The organism is Actinotignum stranguriae, from assembly GCF_051265215.1.
GTDB classification, from domain to species: domain Bacteria; phylum Actinomycetota; class Actinomycetes; order Actinomycetales; family Actinomycetaceae; genus Actinotignum; species Actinotignum schaalii_C.
Window position 1 is genome coordinate 13,302 of sequence record NZ_JBOZCJ010000025.1, and the last position, 21,408, is coordinate 34,709.

Consider the following 21,408-nt stretch of genomic DNA (forward strand, 5'->3'; position numbering starts at 1 on the left):
TAAACAAGAGAGTTCCCGTGACGAGCATCGGTTTTCGCCGCGGGCGTGCTACCGTGTGACAACAGGGCACAAAATATGTGTTGGAGGCGTGGCCGTGTCACGCCGTGAGTAGTGAGGGATGCAGTTGTGACGAAGCTGGTTATCGTGGAGTCTCCCGCCAAGGCGCGCACGATCGGCAGGTACCTGGGTGAGGATTTCGAGGTGCTGGCGTCCGTGGGGCACATTCGAGACCTGCCTCAGCCCTCGGAATTACCCGACAACATGAAGAAGGGACCCTACGGGCGCTTCGCTGTCGATGTGGACGGTGACTTCTCGCCCTACTACGTTATTTCTGCCGGGAAGAACAAAACGGTTGCCGAGCTGAAGAAAGCTTTGAAGAACGCCGACGAACTCTTCCTGGCAACCGATGAGGACCGCGAGGGAGAAGCGATCGCCTGGCATCTCTACGAGGTGCTCAAGCCGAAAGTTCCCACCTCGCGGATGGTTTTCCACGAAATCACTCCCGAAGCGATCTCCCGTGCCCTGGAAACACCCCGCGCGCTCGATACCCAGCTGGTAGATGCCCAGGAATCGCGCCGTATCCTCGACCGGTTGGTCGGTTACGAAGTCTCGCCCCTGCTGTGGCGCAAGGTCGCCGCGGGGCTTTCCGCCGGCCGCGTCCAATCCGCCACCACTCGCCTGGTTGTGCAACGCGAACGCGAACGCATGGCTTTCGTTTCCGCATCGTACTGGGACGTGACCGCCACCTTCGGTGTGTCCGAACAATTCGAAGCAGCCCTCCATTCTCTTGATGGCGCACGGATTGCTTCCGGTAAAGATTTTGGCGACGACGGCGCACTATCCGCCAAGGCGACTAAGGACGGCGTACGGGCTCTCAACGCTGAGCTGGCTGGTCAGCTGGCAGAAACCCTCGAAGGCGCGAGGGGCACGGTACGCAGCCGGGACGAAAAGCCGTATCGCCGTCGTCCTGCCGCACCTTTCACTACCTCAACCTTGCAGCAGGAAGCCGGGCGTAAACTGCGTCTCTCTTCGCGTCAAACGATGCGGATAGCCCAGTCGCTGTACGAATCGGGCTATATCACCTACATGCGTACCGATTCCACGAACCTGTCCGCGCAGGCAATTAGCGCGGCCCGTAGCCAGATCAAGGAATTGTACGGGCAGGCTAGCTTGCCGGAAAAGCCACGGTTCTATGGTAAGAAGGCGAAGGGCGCGCAGGAAGCGCACGAAGCTATCCGCCCGGCCGGTGATCATTTCCGCACTCCGCAGATGGTGGCCGGTGAACTCTCGGGTGCCGATTTCCGACTTTATGAACTTATTTGGAAACGTACCGTTGCATCCCAGATGGAAGACGCACGTGGGCAGACGGTTTCTCTAAAAATTGATGTGCCGGTTGGTGGTGCGGCCGGAGCACAAACCGCCACCTTCTCCGCATCCGGAACGGTGATTACTTTCCCCGGGTTCCTAGCCGCATACGAAGAAGGCCGGGATGCCAATCGTTACGAAGCCACGGATGCCGCCCGGCTCCCGGATGTGAAAGAAGGGGAGGAACTGCCGGTGAGTGCCCCGCAAGCCACCGGCCACGAAACTCTCCCTCCGCCGCGGTATACCGAAGCGTCGCTGGTGAAGAAGATGGAAGAACTGGGTATCGGGCGCCCCTCAACCTACGCTTCCACGATTTCCACTATTACTGATCGTGGGTATGTGGAGCACCGCGGTCAGGCGCTTGTTCCTACCTGGACCGCTTTCTCCGTGGTGCGCCTCCTGGAAGAAAATCTCCCTGACCTGGTTGATTATGATTTCACTGCGCAAATGGAAACCGATCTCGACCGAATTGCAGAGGGTAGCGGGGATCGGGTGACCTACCTGTCGAAATTCTGGCGGGGAGATGGCGATAAACCGGGCCTGGAAGGGCGGGTTGAATCCCTTGGCGATATTGATGCGCGAGCCATTAACTCCACTCCAATCGGGGAGGGGATCACCCTGCGCAACGGAAAATACGGGCCCTATCTGGAAGTGGAAGGTTCCGATAAGCGCGCCTCAGTGCCGGCAGGCATGGCCCCCGATGAAATGACGGTTGAGGCCGCCCATGACATCCTGGAGAAGGCATCCTCCGATGGACGTGAACTGGGCGAGGACCCTGAAACCGGGCGGCGCGTCGTCGTAAAATCTGGACGTTTCGGGCCGTACGTGACTGAAATTATTCGCGAAGGTGAAGTTGCGCTCACGCCCACCGGGAAAATCTCCAAAAAGGCACCGAAGCCGCGCACGGCCTCGTTGCTGAAATCCATGCAGCCGGAAACTGTCACGCTGGAAGAGGCCCTGCGTTTGTTGCACCTGCCGCGCGTGATCGGGCAGGGCGAGGACGGTGTGGATATCACCGCGACGAACGGGCGATACGGACCGTATATTACCCACGGGAAAGACACTCGCTCGTTGGAAACCGAGGAGCAGATTTTCACCATCACCCTGGAAGAAGCGCAGGCGTTGTTGGCCCAGCCCAAGCGGCGCCGCGGGCAGGCAGCCGCTAAGCCCCCGCTCAAGGAGCTGGGGACCGATCCGGTGACCGAAGCTCCGGTGGTGCTCAAGGAGGGCCGTTTCGGTCCGTACGTGACCGACGGGAAAACGAATGCGTCCCTGCGCAAGGGCGATACCGTGGAGGATATTACCCCCGAGCGCGCTTACGAGCTGCTTGCGGATCGGCGCGCGAAGGGACCGGTAAAACGGCGTACGGCGGCGAAGAAGAACACGGCTAAGGCTCCCGCCGCGAAGAAAACGACGGCGAAAAAGAGCACGGCGAAAAAGTCTAGCTCGAAAAAATCCGTTACCGGATCGACCACCGAGAAGGCATAAATGCGCGGGGCATTCATTACCTTTGAAGGCGGGGATGGAGCTGGGAAAACAACCCAGTTGCAGCTGCTTGCCGCGGAGCTTTCCAAGCGGGGATATACCGTTGTGCAAACCCGGGAGCCCGGGGGAACCATGCTCGGCACCCAGATTCGGGAGCTACTCCTGCACGGGGGTGCCGTCAGCCCGCGAGCCGAAGCCCTTCTGTACGCCGCGGACCGTGCCCAGCATGTCGCTTCCGTTATTCGCCCGGGTCTGGAGGCCGGGGCGGTCGTGCTTTCGGATCGCTATATTGATTCGTCCCTGGCATACCAGGGTGGGGCGCGTGATCTGGGCGGGGGAATCCGGGCGATATCCGAGTGGGCTACCGAAGAACTCTGGCCGGATCTCACCGTGCTCCTCGACATCCCGGAAAACGAAGGCTTAGCGCGCGCGGACGATGGCCAGTATGACCGGATCGAGTCGGAAGGCCGGGAGTTCCACCGGGCGGTGCGCGAGAATTTCCTCGCGCTCGCGGCGGATAATCCGCAGCGCTACCTGGTGCTCAACGCGCGTGATACCGTTGCTGATCTTGCCGCGCAGATTATTGCGCGGGTGGAAAGTTTGCTGGCGGGTCTCGAAGAGCTGGCGGATCGCGGTGCGCCTCAGCTAACCGCGGGAGAAACCTCATGAGTGTTTTCGATGCGCTTATTGGCCAGCGGCCGGTTGCCGAGCTCTTGCAGCGAGCGGCCTGGGCCTCGCGGATCGATGACCCGGAGCTGCGCGGTCCGGCCGTTGCCGCGGCTGCTGCGCGCGCCGCTACCGATGCGGTGGCCGCGTCGGATACGGATACGGCTGCGGATTTAAATACGGCACTGGATGTTAGTACGACGACGGATATTAGCAGCGCGGCAATGGCTCAAGCATGGCTGGTTACCGGGCCGCCCGGATCGGGTCGGTCAGTGGCCGCGCTGGCCTTCGCGGCTGCCGTGCAATGCACCGGCCCAGTGCCCGGCTGCGGGCACTGCCATGCCTGCACCACCACGCTGGGCGGCACCCATCCCGATGTAATCCGGATGGATCCGCGCTCGGTGACAATTTCGGTGGAAGAAACCCGGTTGCTGGTGGCATCTTCCTATACGTTCCCCTCGGTGGGCCGGCGGCGCATCATCATTATTGAAGACGCGGACCGCATGCTGGAACGCACCACGAATGTGCTTCTCAAAGCAATTGAGGAGCCTCCGCGCGATACCGTGTGGATTCTGATTACTGCCTCGCCCGAGGATATGCTCCCCACCATTCGTTCCCGGTGCCGCCACGTGGCCCTCCAGGTTCCGAGCGTAGAGGCGGTTGCCCAGCTCCTGGCCGGAGAATTCGAGGTGGATGAGCGCACAGCTCGCGCAACCGCGCGTATTGCTCAATGCCATATTGGGCGGGCTCGCGCACTACTTCGTGATCCGCAGGTTGCGGCAGAGCGCGCGGCTTTACTGCGGGAAACTCTCGATTTGGGTGGAACATCAGATGCGGTGGTCGCTGCCCAACATCTCCTTGATCGCTACCCGGCGAGCGCGGGTGCGGCGTCGAAAAATATTGCTTCGAAATCCGCGCACTCTGGCACCGCCTCGAAAAAGGGCGCGAAGGCGGCGGCTGATACCGAAACCGATACCGAGCTCGCGGAATTCCGAGCGAGCATCGGCCTGGGGGAGCGGGAGAGCGGTTCGGCCTCGCAGCGCGCTCAGATCCGCGCTTTTGAGGAACAGCGAAAAAAGCGGGCGGTGCGGGAGGACCGTGACTATCTGGACCGGGCCATGCTCGATGTTCTGGCTCTCTATCGTGATGTGCTAGCGGTGCAGGTTGATGCCGGCGTCGAACTCATTAATGCCGATTTTGAAACACAGATCATCGCGGCTGCGGCTGCCTCCACCCCGGAACTCTCGGTGGCGCGCATGGATGCGGTGGCGCGGGCGCGGCGGCGTCTGGCCGCGAATGTTGCCCCGCAGCTCGCCCTCGAAGCGATGTTTATCGAGCTCGCTTTGCCGTCGCTAGCGCAACCATCTCAAGCAAACTAACGGGCCGGTAGAAACCTTCCCTCGTCTTCCCCCGAGGAATAGCTTCTGTACCGGCCCGCCAGCTTGACGTTACCGCTTACTTCAGTGGGTTACTTCATCGAGACGAGGATTTTTACTTCACCCGGATTACCCCGCAGGCGCTTGTACCCATCCTCGACAATGCGATCCGCGGTGATCTTCGAGGTGATGAGCGGCTCCAGGTTGACCTTGCCTTCCTGCACCAGCTTGATGGCCGGTTCGTGATCATTGCAGTAGCCAATGCACGCGCTGATGGAGCGTTCGGGCATCATAATGGCACCCATGAGATCCAGCTCGAAGGGATGAGCGTGCAGAGCTACCACTTCGAGGTGCCCGCCGGTGGTGAGCACGCTGAGAAGCTGATCGGCCACCGCGGCAATACCGGCGCAATCGAAAGCGAAGTCCGCGAGCACGCCGTCGGTAAATTCCTTCACCTTCTCCAGCAGATCCTCTTCCGCAGGGTTGACGATAAGATCGGCAACCCCCACTTCCTCGAGCTTCGCGCGGCGAATTTCGGACGGTTCGGAAACAATGGTTTTCACGCCGTAGGCCTTGAGAACCGAGGCGGTGAGCAGCCCGATAGGACCGGCTCCGCCCACTACGGCGACCTTGCCTTCAGCCTTCCCGAAAGCAGCGCCAGCATGCACGACAGCGTGATGACCAACGGAGAGCGGCTCGATAAGAGCGGCCTGATCGAGCGGAATATCTCCAACGTTATGAACCCAACGTTCTTCCACCACGATCTTCTCAGCCAGGCCACCCCCGCGTCCGGAAATTCCAATGAATCCCATCTTTTCGCAGAGGTTGTACATGCCCTTCTTACAGGCCGGGCATTCCCCGCATACCATAAACGGTTCCACTGCGACGCGATCCCCGACCTTCACCTTGGTCACGCCTTCGCCAACTTCATCCACAACTCCGGAGAACTCGTGACCGAAAACCACCGGGAGAGTTTCTCCGGAAATGGGGTGCGGTTCATCAGCCGAGGGAGCCGGTGGCATGACCCCATCAAAATACAGGTGCAGATCAGAGCCGCAAATACCGTTATATGCCAAGGAAATCTTCACGGTTCCCGGCTGGAGTTCAGGTTCAGGAATATCCTCAAGCCGGACATCTTCCTTGCCGTAGTAGCGAATAGCCTTCATTCTTCCTCCTATGTTTGGGCACGCTTGCACAGCGCGCACGCGATATCCATCTACCTGCCGGGACGTTCCGGCGCACCCTCTGCATCCGCGGCCTTTCACGGCGGCGCCAGTGGACACCGTTCAGTGGCGTTGAAAATAAACGACCGCGATACATCCGAAGATGTGTAGTGAGTATCACATTTAGTGTGTCAGAGTATGTGCACCCGCGCAATGCCTCAGACGCGAAAATTTAGTAATTGCACGGCTAGCGAAATTACCGCGGCCTCCTGCCTATTATCAGCTTGCTCCCGTACGCTAGACACGTGAAAAGAACTCTTGCTGCTCTCGGCGCCGTGCTGCTTTTAGTCTCCGGGTGTGCCAATAATGCCCTGGTGCGTGGCGGCACCCCCGATACTTCTACCGGCGCGCTACCGGAGTACCCGGCGCAGCTCGCCCGGTTCTATGAGCAGCGGGTGGAATGGACCTCCTGCGGCAAAGATCAATGCGCTCGCGTTCAGGTTCCCATGAATTATGAGGACCCGGAGGGTGCGACCATCGAATTATCGATGCGGAAACAAGAGGCGAGTGGTAGCGCCGTCGGCTCGATTTTTATTAATCCTGGTGGCCCGGGGGGTTCGGGGCTTGATTTGCTGCCCACGGCTTCGATTTCTCTGGGCAAGGATGTTGTCGAAAAATACAATGTCATCGGTTTCGACCCGCGCGGTGTGGGTGAATCGACCCCGATTACCTGTTTCACGGATGCGGAATTGCAGCAGCTTGTGGATACTACCTATCCGGATTCCGATCCGGAAGCGGATGCCAAGCAAGCCGCGGATGCGCAGCGGGTGGCGCAGCGCTGCAAGGAGAAAAACGGCGAATACCTCAAGTATGTTGATACCCGTTCGGCGGCGCAGGATTTGGATGTGTTGCGCCACCTGGTGGGGGATCGTTCGCTCAACTACCTGGGCTATTCTTACGGCACTTTCCTCGGGGCGCAGTATGCGGATCTCTTCCCTGCTCAGGTGGGCCGCATGGTGCTCGACGGCGCCGTCGATACCACCCTGGGAACGGCTCGCCTCGCCACCGATCAAACGCGTGGTTTCGAAGAATCCGCGCGTCGTTTCGTGGAATGGTGCCAGCAGGAGCAGGGTTCGCGCTGCCCGCTAAAGGGAAGTGTGGATGAGGGTATCGCGCGCATGCGCGCCATTATTGACGCCGCAACCGCCACCCCCATTCCCACCGGGAACCCGAATATGCCGCTCACGGGAGCCCAGGCGCTATCGGCATTTACCATTCCGTTCTACAGCAAGATGCTCTGGCCGGTGCTGATGGAGGGGATTTCCGAGGTTGATAAGCAGAACAAGGGGACGGTTCTCCAGCTTATCGCTCTAACGGGGCAGAGCCGCGATCCGAGCGATGGGCATTTCCTGGATAATTCCACGGAGGCGAATTTGGCTATTAATTGCGCGGATTATCGGCCCGCCACGGATGCGGAACTAGAGGAAGCCGCGCGGGCCACCAAGGACGGCCCGCTGCTGGGGGATGCTTACGCGGGTTCGGATCTATGCCAGGTGTGGCCCGCCCAGGCGAAGGAAAATCCGGGGCCTTTCCGCGCCGCCGGTGCGGCGCCCATCGTCGTGATTGGCACCAAGTATGATCCGGCTACCCCGCAGGCTTGGGCCAAGTCCCTAGCCGAGGATTTGGAATCCGGCGTGCTGGTGACCTGGGAAGGCGATGGGCATACTGCTTTCGGGACCGCGGGCCGGTGCATCGACGATCCGATTCGCCAGTTTTACCTGACCGGAGCCGTCCCTGAAAATCTGAATTGCCCGGCACGCTAGTGCAGTGAGCGGCCGTAGCGAGCGGCCGTGGCGTCGGCTTCATATCGGCCTATCGTCCCAGGTCATCGTGGAATTACTGCAAATTTCACGATGTTACGGTCCCGTAGTGAAGTTGTGCACATAAATAGGGAACGCAATTCTTTGCTCCCTTAGCGCCGGGGCGTTATGCTTGTATGTGCTGATGTGGCCATTCTTGAATGGGCTTTCAAGCAGGGCTGATCGTCAAAAAGCTTTATAGACCTGAGCCGCCGGTTGTGGTGGTCGGTGTGCTCATCTGGGGATGTTGTAATCCCCATGTTGCTCCCCGAGGCGAGTTCATGTGACTCTCGCCCCGGGGAGCAACACTTTTCTTTACGCGCTTTTATTTTTTACGCCGCCGCCGCGCCTGCCGCTGGCGGCCCTGCCCGACTCTCAACGTTCGCTAGCTCACGGCGCCGGGGTTTGCGCGCCCGCGCGCTAGCCGGGTAGTATGCATCTGTTGCCTTGTGAACTGGCCGCCCGTGCGGCTAGCCGCGGGTAGCGTGCCACCTTAGCTCAGTCGGCAGAGCGATTCACTCGTAATGAATAGGTCGAGAGTTCGATTCTCTCAGGTGGCTCTGAACGGCCTGTGCATCTTCGGATGTGCGGGCCTTTTTCTTTTGCTCTTCCTCTACAACGGAGTCGGGAAGAAGTGCGGAGATAGGCACATCCAGAAAAGCTGCGGTAGAAACAAGGTCTTGCACTGACCATGGAGTTTTACCCAAAGTTTTCCGCGAAACACTTGCCTTATTGAGCCCGAGCCAGTTCGCTAGCTCCATTTGTTGTTTTCCGCGACGGCGAAGCCAGAGAATGACATTAATGCCAACGGCCTCGTCGCTCGTGAGATTTAGTTCTTCAGCGGCGATTGACATGCCTATAGCGTACCATCCAGTCGCATCACGCGCAACTGGCACGTCTTGACGCATCTGGCCGCACCATATAGGCTTGCAACCAGATGAGCGTAGCGCAACTAGGGGGTATGGTGCCTAAACGGATTTTGACGACGAGAGAAGTTGCTTCTCTTATGGGTGTAAGCCGTACTACTGTCACACGCTGGTGCTCCGAGAACGATATCCGCGCCGTAAGACTTCCGTCCGGCCAATGGCGCATCCCTAAGTCGGAGGTTGATCGTATTCTTGCGCCGGTTGCGGAGGATGCTTCGCCGGATAATGCCGGCGAGGTGTCAGGCGCGGCTCTGCCGGGCCAGTTGGAAATTTTCGGGTAGGCACCTCATGGACACGACGTTGGAGTTGGGGCAGTCGGTTGTTATTCAGTGCTGGAATTTGAATATCGGCGATGAGGGCGTGTATTCGCCAGAACTGGGCATGCGGGTGTGTGACCCGTGGGTGTATGTAGCTTTCGATGTGGACTGCGTACCCGAAGAACACTTCGATAAAGCGTGTCGGGTGCTTGAGCATTTTAAGGTGTGCGTGGAGGGCGGCGAGATTCGCCTGGGCTACAACCTGAACGCACTCCCGGAGGAGCTGTGGGGTTGGTGTTTGCCGTGGCTGGTGTGCGGCCTGGCTTACCGCACGACTCCGGCGTTTGGCCCCAACGCTAGCGAGGGTGAGGATGTGTATGTTTCCCACTCCCAGATTGACCCGCTTGTGGGGCTTATAGTCGCGAACCGCACGGACACCTGCATTGGTACGTGGCTTGGTGGGGAATGCTTGAAGGTCGCGGCTTTCACGTCGCCGGGCATCCTTACCCGAGAGACGGTTTTCCCGCCCGCGTCCTCGCAGATCGCTGCGGAAAATCTCAGCGAGTGGCTGGAGATAATCCCATGGTAACCGCCAGTAGTTCTATGTTCTTCCCTTCCATCGACGCTGATAGTTGGTTTGCTTCTTCTATTATGCGTGGGTTGGTTGGGGGCGCGCTTCCCATTGGCGCGCGGGCTTGGCTGGCCTTCGGTACTCCTAGAGGGCCAGCCAGCCCTATTCTTCAACACGAACAGCGGGGGAGGTGAACACCCGTGAGTAGTGATCTCTTCGTTACCCGGAAAAACCGCGGCGGCACCTGGATGACGAATGATGTCGTGTGGGGCGTGCGCTTGTCTGCCCCGACGCTCGGCTTGTTCGTCTATATGCTCTCGATGCCACCCCACGCTCCGAAGACTCGGGACTCGATGAGCGGGCATTTCGGACTCGGCCGGCGTGCGGTATCTACCGCGCTCAAAGAACTCGAGGTTGCCGGTTTGCGGTATCGGTTCCGTGTTGCTGGTGGGCGTGGAACATTCGCGACGGTCACGGTGCTTTCTAGTGAGCCGATCAGTCTTGAGGAAGCTTTTCTTGAAGTTCCGGAGAGTGTGCGCGGCGATGTGGTGGCGTGTGTATCCCCGCGGCCCGATGGTGAGGAAGTCGTCCAGCTGGACGTGGACGGTCATCCGATCACCATCGCCGACGGCACGGACGAAGCCTCCAGTGACGAGAATACACATAGCGACATGCCTGGGTTATCCATAGGTGGTGTGGCCGGGGTACCGGTTCCGGTACCTCGGAGTGAAGTGGCGGAAAACCGCCAAAACCAAAACGCTACCGTGGGGGTGTCTGTTGGCGACACCGGGTTATCCACAGGTGATTGTTCTCCGGGGTACCGGTTATCGTCCGTCGGTGAGCGGTACCCCTTAAACCAATACCCTTCTTCACTACGTTCAGAAGGGATTAAATCCAACCAACCAGCCCGGCCTGAAACGCCAGCAGATGATTCTCGTTTGGGTGTGGTTGGTGTGGATGGTGACCCAAGCCAGCAAGGCGTGGTGGGTGCCACTGTCGTGGCTACCCACACGCCAGCACCTGCCGGGCCGGACTCGACGACGCCACAGGGGCCGGGCGTGGATGCGGCGGGGGATGCGGTTGTGGTGGCGTCTTGTGTTCCCGAGCGCCTGGCCGGGTTTATTGCTCCTTCACGCTTGCAAGTGGTGGCCCGTGATTTGCGGGCCGCGTTAGATGCGGGCTGGACTGCAAGCCAGGTTTACCGGCTCTTGAATAGCTCCCCGATTCCGGGCGATGTCCGGAATGTTGGGGGTTTGGTGGCGTATCGGATTCGCCAGATCGCTGCCTCCCCGCCAGTAACCAACCAGCGGGCGGCGCGGGGGTATTCGATGGACGAACTCACCGGCCTGCTCACCGAGGCGCAAAGGGTTGCGCCGGGTGAGGCTCGGGTGTTTGAGGCTCGGATTCGGGATGACCCGCGGCTTTCTCGGGCGTGGCGGCAAATGATCTTGGCCGAACTACCCCAAACGGTAGCGGTAGCCACACACTAGGTTTTTGAGGTTTTTGGAGGGAGGTTGTTATGGACACACACGTTGAACGCAGTGTCGTCGGCGTGCCCAAGGCACTGCTGGAAGATGAGCGGCTCTCGTTTGATGCTCTAGCGTTGGCGGTTTACTGCCTGGGGCTGGGTGAGAATGCTTCGGCGGGTTATCGGGCACTGGCGGGGCGTGGTTTGAGTGAGGCCCGCACCCGTAAAGCCCTCTCGGAGCTGGAAGCCGCGGGTTATCGGTTCCGGGGCGCGGATGGTCGGGTGGTGATCTCGGATACTCCCATGACAACCTCTCCAACGCAAGCCACAGCAGCCGCGTCGGCAGATACCGCAAGCACAACCGGCACGGGCCAGGGGATGGTGCGTGAGCGTCGGGAACGCCGCGAAGTCCCTGCGGGTGTTGATGTGGTGGATGAGTGTGTACCCGCACCGCTAGCGAATCTGCTGAAAGGGGTGGGTCGTGAGCGTGCCACCGGGTATCTCGAGGAAGCACTCGATCACGGCTGGACGAAACACGCAATCTACAACGCTTTGAATAACAACCCATTCCCGGCGGACGCGAAGAATCCAGTGGGTCTGGTGATTTATCGGATCCGGCATATTGCGTCTAAACAGCCACGCGGCACCAAACAACCACCAGCGCCCGCGCCGGTAGCGCCGGCTCCAGAAGAAAAGCCGGGCGCGGCCTCGCTGGCGGTGTTTAGTCTTCCTGCCCGCCAGCCACCAGACACTAAGAGTGGCGTGGGTTCCCAGGTTGGCGGGCAGGAAAACCTCCGCGCGATACGCGAACGCATAAACACGCTTCGGGGTGTTTAAAGTGTCGTAACGGTAAGGCACCATTAGAGACAAGAGAAGAAGCAAACTACGAGGAAGAACCAGACCATGGACATCACCCGAATCAAGAACCGGAAGGCGTATGTGCTTGCCGGTATAGGAATTATCGCTATCGCGCTCATCGTCGGTATCGCGCTGTATTTGCGTGGGGTATCGGCCACTAAGGATGCCCGTGCTGACTACACGCGAGCGGCGGCGGAGTATGCGGAAGTGAAGACCTCCCTGGAGGAACAGATCAAGACGGTTGATTTCCAGCCTGTCCAGTGCTCTAACGACGGGGGTAATCCCGAGAGCTGTTTTAGGGCGCTTGAGTTGCGTGCCTCGATTGAGGGCGAACTGGCCAAGCCTATAGATGCTCGCAAGGCCGAGACTCTTGGTGCTAAGGAGGCACGCGCGGCTGCGACCGCTATTTCCGAGCGTGTGAGCGTGTTGCGCGGGTGGGGTAGCGAACTCGAAACCAAGATGGCCGAACTCGATGAGGCTTTCTCTAAGAAGGTCACTCGGTATGTGACTGGTAAGGGCGAGGACGGTACCTCGGTCTTGAAGCGGTGTGAGAAGGTCTTGGGCGAAGCGCGTCAGCTCGCTGGTGAGGCGACTGGCAAGGTTGCTGATGGTGGGATTATCACCTCGATGAACCAGAAAGCAGCCGGCCTAGAGGAAGAATGCGCTCGGGTGCGAGATAAGCACGGTGAGATGCGGTGGCGTGAGGTTCAAGAGCGTGTTGCGGCTTTGGGTTTCCAGATTCATGACTTGGAGGATGCGATGAATAAGACTCGCGCCGCTATCGGGACGGTTGCGTTGCCTGACCAGGCAGTCCAGCCCGAACAGGCCGCTTCTTCGGCTGGCTCGTCAGCGTCTTCGTCGTCGGTGTCGTCTTCGTGGGGGAGCGACAACTCGGATTCTGGTTATGAGGCAGCTCCTGCGCCGGCTCCGGTGGCGCCAGCACCTGCTCCCGCAGCTCCCGAGCCTGCCCCTGCTGACAATGACGGATGGGTAGACACCTCGACCGGAGGTAATTTCTGCGCGGGTACGGATTCCAATGGCAATAGCTGGACTTACGAATGCCCCTAAAACCAAAAGGTGGCTCGGTGCTTGCGCCAACAAGCACCGAGCCGGTGAATCCCTCCAGTTTTTCGCAATGACCTTAAACATTTCGATATAGAAAGGACTCGTTACCATTATGGCAGCGACCACACATGCCCGGCCAGGAGGCCGGACGCTTGCCGCGCTCCTTGCGGTATTTACTCTGATAATTTCAAGCTTGCTTGGCGGGAGTGCCATGGCGGCTTACGATTCCACGGTTGGGCGCGGCATTGACCTCATCGGTATCAATGCCTCGGGTGCTTTGCGGCTTGGGCCGCATATTAACCAGACTCCGCAGATTGGCGGGGTAGGGATTGATGCTTCGCCTCAGTGGTGTATTGATGGGAAGAAGGCCGACCCGGGGCCGAATGATTTGACTTCAATTGCGACCTTGACGGATTCCGCGCAGCACGTGCCCGAGCTGGCGCTCACGACACCGCAGGCCGCTTGGCTTTTGAACAAGTACCAGGGCAACACCACAGATAACGAAAATCTCGCGGCGTTGGGTTTGCTCATGCACGCGAACTTCGAGAACACCGCCTCGGTGGCTCATGAAATCGCCGGGGCAACGCAAACCCAACAGCCGGACGTGTGGGCACGAGCCATTCAATACGTTGCCGAGGCCCGTAACAGTGCCGCCGTCGGCTACGAAGCCGGCCGCGTAGAGGGTGAGAGCCAACGCGAGGGAAAGCTATTCAACATCGGTATTCATCCTGATAACGCTGATTTTTGGGTTCCCAATATCCCCGTAAAAATCACGCTCACAGGGCCTGCCGTTTTCAAGGAGAGCGGCAGCACGGTATGGGAGGGCGTTACACAAGATCGCCCTATCACTCTCGAATGGAAAGCCAGCGGTAATGGCGTTGTTCAAGCGGATTACGCTTACAAAACCAAGTTCCGCACGACTCTCACAAAGTACGGCTCAGATGGCTCCATCCAGGACATGATCACGTACGGCAACCGACCGGCGAACGATCCTGAGACCATCACAGGGCCTGGGCCGTCGTGGCGTGTGATTTTTGACTTCCAACCCACCGGCACCAGCCAAGCCGCCAGCCAGGAGATCAACCTTGACGGCACCATTTCGGACACTCTCACCACATCGGTTGATAAGTCCTATGGTGATGGGCAGTGGACGCAGGTAAACAACCAGCCGGTTCCTGTGGTTTATACCGCGACCGCGTATTGGGCGGGCCGTGAAAAGCCCACCACCAGCACCACCATCCCAGCAGGTGCCGAAGTCCTCGGCAGCGTGGACGTTACAGCCACGGGTGAGGGCCAGAAGCTGGAAGCGAAGCTAACCACACCCAAGCGTGGTTACGTGAGCTGGGTTTGGTCGGTCGATAAAGCCAAGCAAGGCGCGAACAGCCAGTATATTCACCAGAACTGGGCGGATTCTTACGGACTGGAAGCAGAAACGACATCAGAGAATTTCGACTTCCGCCCCCTCGGCACCTCGAACGTGGCTGACGCGAAAGTAATCGACAAGGGCACAATGTTGTCCGATACGTTCGAGGCTAAGGCCGACCCGGCTTATCGGGATGGTGAATGGACACGCATCGTTGCGCCTGGCGCGTCGTTTGATGAAGGCACCTTCGTGCCGGTGACCTACCGGGCGAGCGCATATTATGTTTCCCCGACCGAACTCCCGACCACCACGGACTCTGTGCCGGCCAGTGCGGAGCTGATTGAATCTGTCACGGTCGTAGCTAATGGGCCGGGCCAGATCAAGGCCACGCTCTCGCAGCCCACAGTAAAGGCCGGGTTTGTCACCTGGGTTTGGGAAGTCAAGGCTGAAGACCAGCCCGCGGATTCCGCGAAGTGGATTAAGCCAGGGTGGGCCGACCAGTTTGGCCTGCCGGACGAGACCACGTCGGTGCGTTACCCCGCACAGATCGACTCCACCTTGTCTATCCGCGACACCAAGTCGGGTACCTATTTGGTCGATGATGTGTGGGTGACGGGACTCCCTGCTAATCATCCGGATTTCGCGGGTGGGATGGGTTTCAAGGCCGACACCGCGACCATTTCGCATGAGGTGTTGTTCTTCCCCCACGGCCTTGCCGTTACCGAGGCCAACCGCGATAGGGCAGAAAAGATCGGCGAAACGGTCACAATTCCCGCCCGCAACGGCTTCTACCCCAGCGTGGGTGAAATTTCCTGGTTGGTGAAGCAAGACGCTAATGGTAAAAATCTGCCGGGCACCTATGTTTTCGTTTCGTCGTTTGCTGGTGATGACCGCGTCCAGCCACTCACGACGAGCGTCGAGGACGTGACGGAGCAATTCACCATCACCCCTGAGCCGTCGATTCACACCACTTTGACGCATGAGAACACGCACGTGGCGCCGAATACCGACAAGGTGGAGCTTGTCGATACGGTCTCTTACCAGAATCTCAAGCCTGGTAAGGAATACGTGCTTGAGGGAACTCTGATGGATAAGGCAACCGGTAAGCCGCTCGAAGACGGAAACGGCACCAAGATTGTTTCCACGGCTGTGTTTGTGCCGGAGACACCGAACGGCACCGCCACTGTCGTATTCACAGTGGACGGAAGCCTGTTTGCGGGTAAGCAGACGGTTGCGTTTGAGAAGCTGACGCAGGATGGTCGTGAAATCGCTGTCCACGCCGACATCAACGATCTCAATCAGACGGTGACGTTCTCGAAGCTGGCAACCACCGCGACCGACAAGAGCGATGGTGACAAGGTGATCGCGCCGGTGCCTAACGCCGTGATTACGGACAAGGTGTGCGATGTTTCCGGCACGTTGGTGCCGGGTACCGAGTATGAAATTACGACCGCGTTGATGTTGGATAACGGCGATGCGTTGCTCGACAAGGACGGCAAGCCGGTGACGGTTACCTCGAAGTTTATTCCAGCGGCCGCGAACGACTGCGCCTCGATTGACATCACTTTCGATGCGAGCAAGCTCGCGGGCAAGAAAGTCGTGGTCTTCGAAACCGTGACCCAAGACGGCAAGACCATCTCGGTCCATCACGATCTGAAGGATTCCGCTCAGACGGTGAGCGTAGATACGCCTCCGACACCTCCGACACCTCCGACGCCGCCGGCTCCTCCCTCGCTGATCCGCACTGGCGCCAGTATCACCCTGGCTGCTCTCGCAGCCGCGGGTCTGGTTGTTGGTGGTGTGTGGCTCGTGCGCCGCAAGCGCGCCTAACCAACCAGACTCACCCGGGGTAACTCGGGGTGAGTAAGTGCTCCGTGTGCGCGTGTTTTCCATGGTCGAGGCGCGTACACGGGTAAAGAGGGGCTGGGCCGGCTATTGCTGGCCGGCCCAGCCCCCACTTTTTTCGAAACATGTGGCCATGAAAATAAACGTTTTTGTGAGGTAAAAGAATGAAGAAAACAACGACTGCTATTGCTGTGTCTACGTTGGCTTTCCTTGCTTTGCCGGCAGCCAACGCGGCAGAGCTGGCACCAGAAGTAACGGCTCCCACGGCCGGGGCTGTGGCGGCTGGTGAGACGCCGCTTGTAAGGGACGCGGGAACGGCCTCCGTTCGAGCGGCGGAACCGAGTGATGTGGGGGATACCCCGCCAACGCCAGGAGACGACAGCCCGGCGGTGCCAGATGTTCCTGAGCCACCCCAACCGGGGGACGAGCCGGCACCCGTGCCGGAACCTCCTGCACCTCCCACGCCGGGCGAGGAGCCGGCTCCTGTGCCGCCCAGCCCCGAACCTGATCCCGCGCCTGAACCTGAACCTGCGCCGGAGCCTGTCCCGGAGCCGGGTGTTCCCTCGCCTGACGCAGGTAGCGATACTTTGCCGAGCGTCGAGGATGAAGCACCGGGCGTAGAGGCGTCTTCTTCTTATGAGTGGGATACCGATGAGGGGCGGGTGTATAGCGCCGCTGCGCGCTCTGCCGGTTCGTATTCGGGCAAATATGCTGCGGCTTCTCATCGGCTTGCTGATTCGGGTAGCGCTTCGGCGTCGAGCGCATATCTGGCTTTGGCGGCGATCACGGCTGGCGGGCTGTGCGTGGCCGCTACCCGTAAGCGCGGGTATGTGGCGAAGCACGCCGCATAACCACCCTTAATCAGGCTTTCGTTTTTGAAAGGAAAAAGACCATGGATTTGAATGCTGTACTCGAGCTCTTCACTAAATTCGCTACCGCAGGTGGTGGTATTTGGGCTATTTGGGGCGTGATCACGCTGGCGGGGGGCTTGCGTAGCCATGATGGTCAGCAGACCCAGACTGGCATGTGGCAGGCGCTTGGCGGGGTCATGATTGTGGCTGCCGCCCAGCTCTTCAAAACCATCGCAATATAGCCATGGCTTTTGAGGTTCATGTTTACCGCGAGGTGACGGCCTACCAGCCGAAAGTCTTGTTTGGGTTCTCGTGGCGTCAGCTCGGGGCGTTGAGCATCGCCCTCCCGGTAGTTGTCCTTTCTTATTGGGGTTGTTTGCGGGCCGGACTTGACGATCTCGGTGTCGTGATCGTTTTCGCGGTGATGGTTCCGGCGGCGATGTTTGGGTGGTGGCGCCCGATGGGCATACCCGCAGAAAAGTATGTGGGTTATGCGTGGGAGTACCGTTTCGGGCGGCGCCGCTACCTCTACCACCAGATAGATGATGTGGGGTTTAGTGATGGGCAAAAGAACACAACAGCAAGACGCAGGCGCTCTAGCCGGCTTCGTCGGGAGTACGTCTCCTTCGAAACAAACAACTAACGCGCCCCGGCGGCGTCGCCGGCGCGCGGCTACTAGCGGTATGTCGGCTGCTCCGGGGAGTGTGCAAGCAAAAATTCCTTTCGAGGCGCTCACCCAGAGCGGGCTGGCCTGGCTTGGCGGCAACACTTATTCGGTGACGCTTGAACTCTCGGATGTGAATTATTCTCTCGCGCCAAGCGAGGTACAGGAGGGCGTGATTGAGAAATACGCACGCTTCCTTAACTCACACCTTTCCGGGACGCACGTGCAGATCCAGCTGGTAAACCAGGTCTTGGATAAGGAAGTGCTGGCGCGTGGGGTGGCCCTGGCTATGCGTGGGGACGGGGTAGACGATTGGCGTAGTGAATACAACAGCTTGATCTCCTCCCGCCTGGCCACCGGGCGTAATAATTGCGTTAGCCGTAAATACGTGACCCTCACTATCGAGGCGGAGGGTGTGGAGGAGGCTAAGACCACGCTTTCGCGCATGGTCACGACCGCTAGTGCTGCTCTTCGGGAGATTGAGGGTTGTCAGGCCCGCCAACTAAACGGAGGCGAACGCCTGGCCTTGATGACGTATTTCCTGCGGCCGGATGCACCGAGGTTTGATTACGCTCAGCTCCTGGCCAGTAACCTCACAACGAAAGACGTGGCGGCACCTCTCTCGCTGGATGTGGGGCGTGATCATGTGGACGCGGGCGGGCGGCTTTGGCAGAGCCTCGTGTTGCGGGATTTCCCGGCCTTTATTTCCGACCAGTTGCTCGCCGAACTGGCTGATTTGCCCCTGGATATGGCGGTGTCGATTCATATTGACCCGCTCTCGCAAAAGAAGGGCCTTGACCTTGTTAAGGCTCAGATTGCGGGGATGGATATTCAGCGGGGTAACGAGCAACGCCGACTCTTGAAGCAGGGTTTGAGTGCTGATCTTATGCCGCATGAGTTGCAGGCATCGTTTGAGGAAGCAACCGAGCTACGCACCCAGCTTGAACGCTCTAACGAAAAATTGTTCCGCACCACGATAGTGATCGCTGTCGGGGCAGATACGGAGGGGGAGCTTGCGGGGCGGGTTGAGCGCGTGAAAACCCTCGCCGCGAAGCACTCATGCAACCTGGAGACATTGCGGTATATGCAGCTCGACGGCCTCGGGGCGACCTTGCCACTGGGAGTGTGTCGATTGCCGGTGTTTCGTACCCTCACGACCGGCGCGCTAGCGGTCATGGTGCCGTTCACGACGGCCGAGCTGATGGAAGACGACGGTGATTTTTACGGGGTTAATGCGCGCTCGAAAAACTTGATCGTTGCGGATCGGCGGCGGGGCATGAACGCCAACGGCTTCGTTCTCGGTACCACCGGGTCGGGTAAGTCCCAGTTCGCGAAGTTCTCGATGCTACAAACTTTCCTGCGCCGTCCTACCGATGAGCTGCTTATTATTGACCCTGACCGCGAATACGTGCCACTCGCTTCGGTGATGGGTGCGAACCGGGTGATTGTATCGTCTAGCTCACCGGACTCGATCAATCCGCTCGAGGTAGACAAGGGCGCGGGCGGGGAGAGTATTCAGGAGAAGTGCGGGGTCGTGCTTTCCCTCCTCGAGGTGCTGCTGGGCGGAGAAGCGGGGCTTTCGGCTTCGGAGCGGTCGATTATCGACCGGTGCGTGGCCCGGCTCTACCGTGACTATTTGAATACTGACGGCGCTCCGCCGCCGACTCTCACAGATTTATATGACGCGCTCTCGAAGGAAGAAGATGGTGAGGGTAGGGAGCTTGCCCGCGGCCTTGAGCTTTATGCCAGCGGGAGTGCTTCTGGGTTTGCCCGCGCCACCTCGATTGATCGCACGAACAGGGTGACGGTGTTCGACACCGCCGATCTTTCTCGTGACGTGCAGACGTTCGGGATGATGGTTGTCTTGGAGGAGATTTGGGGGCGGATCAAAACTAACCGCGCGGCCGGCATACGTACCTGGGTGTACGTGGACGAGTTCCATACGCTTTTTTCGAATCCTCATGCTGCCTCTTATTTTGAGGCGATGTATAAGCGGGTGCGGAAGTGGGGTGCCTCGATGACGGGTATCACCCAGAACATCGAGGAACTGCTGGCGAATAAGGCCGCGCGGCTCATGCTCTCCAACTCCGACGGCCTGTTTTTACTCAACCAGCAAGCAACCGACGGCGCAGCCCTGGCTGATCTTTTGAAGTTGTCGGGTGAGCAGGCGGCGTTTTTCACGAACCAAGCCCCAGGGCGCGGCTTGCTTCGCTTGGGTGGGGTGTTGGTGCCTTTCGATAACACGATGCCAGCCAGTAGCCGGCTCTATGAGTTGTTTTCCACGAAATTCGAAGACAAGGCGGCCTGATAATGATTGATCAAACTGTTGGGGCGGATGCGCTTTATATTATTGCCACGACTCAAGGTGGCGTGCCAGGCGTCCTGGAAGATATCGCCTCGCATCCGAATGTTTATCCCGAGCTTGCTGCCTGGGCGGGTTTTGCGCGGGTGGTGGGATTGGTGCGTGCTGGTGAGGTACCAGCGCCACCACAACCAATGGCTCCGGTGGCACCTGAGATGGGGCTACCGGCGTCGCCGGTAGCCCCGGTCGCGGGTGGTGAGGCCAGCCCGCCTCGAGGAGCCGGTGGTCGGCGGCGGCGTTCACGTAGCGGGAACGGCCTACCCGGCCGTGGGAATTTGGCTCGCAACCTCACTATCGGGGCCGCCCTCGTATGCCTCGCGCTTATGGTGGCAGCTCTCTGGGTTATGAAAAACCCAACCGGCGACGTCGCCGCGCAGTCAGAGCCACCAACACCGGCGACGTCGGCAGTGCCTGCGACGCCGGAAGCCACCCCCACGCCTGCGGTGGGCGTCCTGGATGCCACCGGCAAGGCACACATGTGCATAGCCCGCGGCAAAGATGTTTCGTGTATCGGTGCGGGCGACCATGGCCAGAACGCCTCCCACACCTTCGATGCGGACGTGAAAGTTTTGGCGGCGGGTGGGGACACCACCTGCGCGAGCAGCGGCCAAGGCGCGGTGTGTTGGGGTGATAACCGGTGGAGCCAAGCAGGCTCTCAACCCTCAGATACTCAAGCACCGGCGCCGGTCTCGGGACTCGAAGCCCTCGAGGTGAAAGATGTTGCGGTGGGGGATGCTCACGCCTGCGCCCTCACGAACACCGGGGTGTGGTGTTGGGGTACGGACTACAACGGACAACTCGGGGGCGGTGCCCAAGGTGATAAAGCGAGCTTGGCCCGCCAGGTCACCCTCCCTGGTGATGCACGGGTGACGTCACTCGTTGCTTCGCGGTTCGCCACCTGCGCGAGAAATGATGCCGGGCGGGCGTGGTGTTGGGGGTCGAACGACAAACAAGCACTCACAAATGACCCGGCTGGGATTGTGGGCGTGACAGAGAAGAGCGGGCTGTGAGCGTGCTTGCGTCGATGAATATCCGCGATACCTCCAGTAAAAAAGCCGCGAATATCCACGCTCGCCGAGACTCTCACTTGGTGGGTAAGGCTGGGCGGCTTGTGGGGGATGTGCGTGAGCTACGCAGCTTTGAGGGTGGGGAGGTCGATGAGCAAGTCGGTACGGCCTTCTCCATCGCAGGCCGGAAAGCGGGCCGTAAAACCTGGAACACTGCCAAGCGGCATATTACGGTACTGCGCGGGCACGGCCCGCGC

The 21,408-nt window shown here is 59.6% G+C and carries 18 protein-coding genes and 1 tRNA gene; 17 read left to right on the forward strand and 2 right to left on the reverse strand.

The genetic code is table 11. The features are described from left to right. Positions 1-126: 126 nt before the first annotated feature. From topA to ACRQEG_RS08140, 3 genes are read left to right on the forward strand one after another with little or no spacing between them, the layout of a single operon-like run. Positions 127-2,853 (forward strand): type I DNA topoisomerase, encoded by a 2,727-nt coding sequence (gene topA, locus ACRQEG_RS08130; RefSeq protein WP_320757816.1) that lies wholly within the window; start codon positions 127-129, stop codon positions 2,851-2,853. Continuing rightward, positions 2,854-3,519 carry a dTMP kinase gene (gene tmk, locus ACRQEG_RS08135; RefSeq protein WP_320757817.1) on the forward strand — a complete coding sequence of 222 codons (666 nt, stop codon included), beginning with the start codon at positions 2,854-2,856 and terminating at the stop codon, positions 3,517-3,519. Continuing rightward, positions 3,516-4,895, forward strand: a complete 1,380-nt coding sequence (locus tag ACRQEG_RS08140) for a DNA polymerase III subunit delta' (RefSeq protein WP_435730815.1) — start codon at positions 3,516-3,518, stop codon at positions 4,893-4,895. Before tmk ends, ACRQEG_RS08140 begins: the two co-directional genes overlap by 4 nt. An 89-nt stretch (positions 4,896-4,984) precedes the next feature. Here ACRQEG_RS08140 and ACRQEG_RS08145 read toward each other — a convergent pair whose 3' ends face one another. Continuing rightward, positions 4,985-6,058 carry a 2,3-butanediol dehydrogenase gene (locus ACRQEG_RS08145; RefSeq protein ID WP_016443332.1) on the reverse strand — a complete coding sequence of 358 codons (1,074 nt, stop codon included), beginning with the start codon at positions 6,056-6,058 and terminating at the stop codon, positions 4,985-4,987. Between the two features lie 302 nt (positions 6,059-6,360). On the opposite strand from ACRQEG_RS08145, the gene ACRQEG_RS08150 reads away from it, so the two are divergent. Both ACRQEG_RS08150 and ACRQEG_RS08155 read left to right on the forward strand, forming a co-directional pair. Then, the gene (locus ACRQEG_RS08150) at positions 6,361-7,878 is read left to right on the forward strand and encodes an alpha/beta hydrolase (protein WP_320757819.1); all 1,518 of its coding nucleotides are present in this window, start codon (positions 6,361-6,363) and stop codon (positions 7,876-7,878) included. A gap of 523 nt (positions 7,879-8,401) precedes the next feature. Continuing rightward, positions 8,402-8,474: transfer RNA gene (locus tag ACRQEG_RS08155), tRNA-Thr, on the forward strand. On the opposite strand, the gene ACRQEG_RS08160 is transcribed toward ACRQEG_RS08155, so the two are convergent. Then, a complete protein-coding gene (locus ACRQEG_RS08160) occupies positions 8,430-8,822 on the reverse strand; it encodes a helix-turn-helix domain-containing protein (protein WP_145989824.1) in 393 nt (130 codons plus the stop codon). The two genes, ACRQEG_RS08155 and ACRQEG_RS08160, sit on opposite strands and share 45 nt — an antisense overlap. Before the next feature lie 53 nt (positions 8,823-8,875). Between ACRQEG_RS08160 and ACRQEG_RS08165 the strand changes: the two genes are divergently transcribed. The 12 genes from ACRQEG_RS08165 to ACRQEG_RS08220 form a co-directional block, all read left to right on the forward strand. Continuing rightward, entirely contained in the window at positions 8,876-9,121 is a 246-nt protein-coding gene (locus ACRQEG_RS08165) for a helix-turn-helix domain-containing protein (RefSeq protein ID WP_369277840.1), read from the forward strand. 7 nt (positions 9,122-9,128) lie between these two features. Next, complete coding sequence (locus ACRQEG_RS08170) at positions 9,129-9,686, forward strand: hypothetical protein (protein ID WP_101657611.1); 558 nt, start codon at positions 9,129-9,131, stop codon at positions 9,684-9,686. Positions 9,687-9,868: 182 nt separating this feature from the next. Next, on the forward strand, positions 9,869-11,158 hold the full coding sequence (locus ACRQEG_RS08175) for a hypothetical protein (protein ID WP_145989820.1): 1,290 nt from the start codon (positions 9,869-9,871) through the stop codon (positions 11,156-11,158). Positions 11,159-11,187: 29 nt separating this feature from the next. Further along, positions 11,188-11,973, forward strand: a complete 786-nt coding sequence (locus ACRQEG_RS08180; protein ID WP_101657613.1) for a hypothetical protein — start codon at positions 11,188-11,190, stop codon at positions 11,971-11,973. A gap of 66 nt (positions 11,974-12,039) precedes the next feature. Continuing rightward, complete coding sequence (locus ACRQEG_RS08185; protein WP_101657614.1) at positions 12,040-13,062, forward strand: hypothetical protein; 1,023 nt, start codon at positions 12,040-12,042, stop codon at positions 13,060-13,062. Positions 13,063-13,270: 208 nt separating this feature from the next. Further along, the gene (locus ACRQEG_RS08190; protein ID WP_257960057.1) at positions 13,271-16,252 is read left to right on the forward strand and encodes a VaFE repeat-containing surface-anchored protein; all 2,982 of its coding nucleotides are present in this window, start codon (positions 13,271-13,273) and stop codon (positions 16,250-16,252) included. A gap of 179 nt (positions 16,253-16,431) precedes the next feature. Continuing rightward, a complete protein-coding gene (locus tag ACRQEG_RS08195; protein WP_284883135.1) occupies positions 16,432-17,118 on the forward strand; it encodes a hypothetical protein in 687 nt (228 codons plus the stop codon). Positions 17,119-17,159: 41 nt separating this feature from the next. Next, a complete protein-coding gene (locus tag ACRQEG_RS08200) occupies positions 17,160-17,360 on the forward strand; it encodes a hypothetical protein (RefSeq protein ID WP_284882575.1) in 201 nt (66 codons plus the stop codon). A 2-nt stretch (positions 17,361-17,362) separates the two neighbouring features. Continuing rightward, positions 17,363-17,761: a PrgI family protein gene (locus ACRQEG_RS08205; RefSeq protein ID WP_284883138.1), complete on the forward strand. Its 399-nt coding sequence runs from the start codon at positions 17,363-17,365 to the stop codon at positions 17,759-17,761. A gap of 40 nt (positions 17,762-17,801) precedes the next feature. After that, positions 17,802-20,090 carry a VirB4-like conjugal transfer ATPase, CD1110 family gene (locus tag ACRQEG_RS08210; RefSeq protein WP_284902302.1) on the forward strand — a complete coding sequence of 763 codons (2,289 nt, stop codon included), beginning with the start codon at positions 17,802-17,804 and terminating at the stop codon, positions 20,088-20,090. A gap of 2 nt (positions 20,091-20,092) precedes the next feature. Then, positions 20,093-21,154 (forward strand): RCC1 domain-containing protein, encoded by a 1,062-nt coding sequence (locus tag ACRQEG_RS08215; RefSeq protein WP_284902304.1) that lies wholly within the window; start codon positions 20,093-20,095, stop codon positions 21,152-21,154. After that, on the forward strand, positions 21,151-21,408 hold a 258-nt coding region (locus ACRQEG_RS08220; protein WP_435712573.1), incomplete at its 3' end, for a hypothetical protein. The genes ACRQEG_RS08215 and ACRQEG_RS08220, both read left to right, overlap by 4 nt.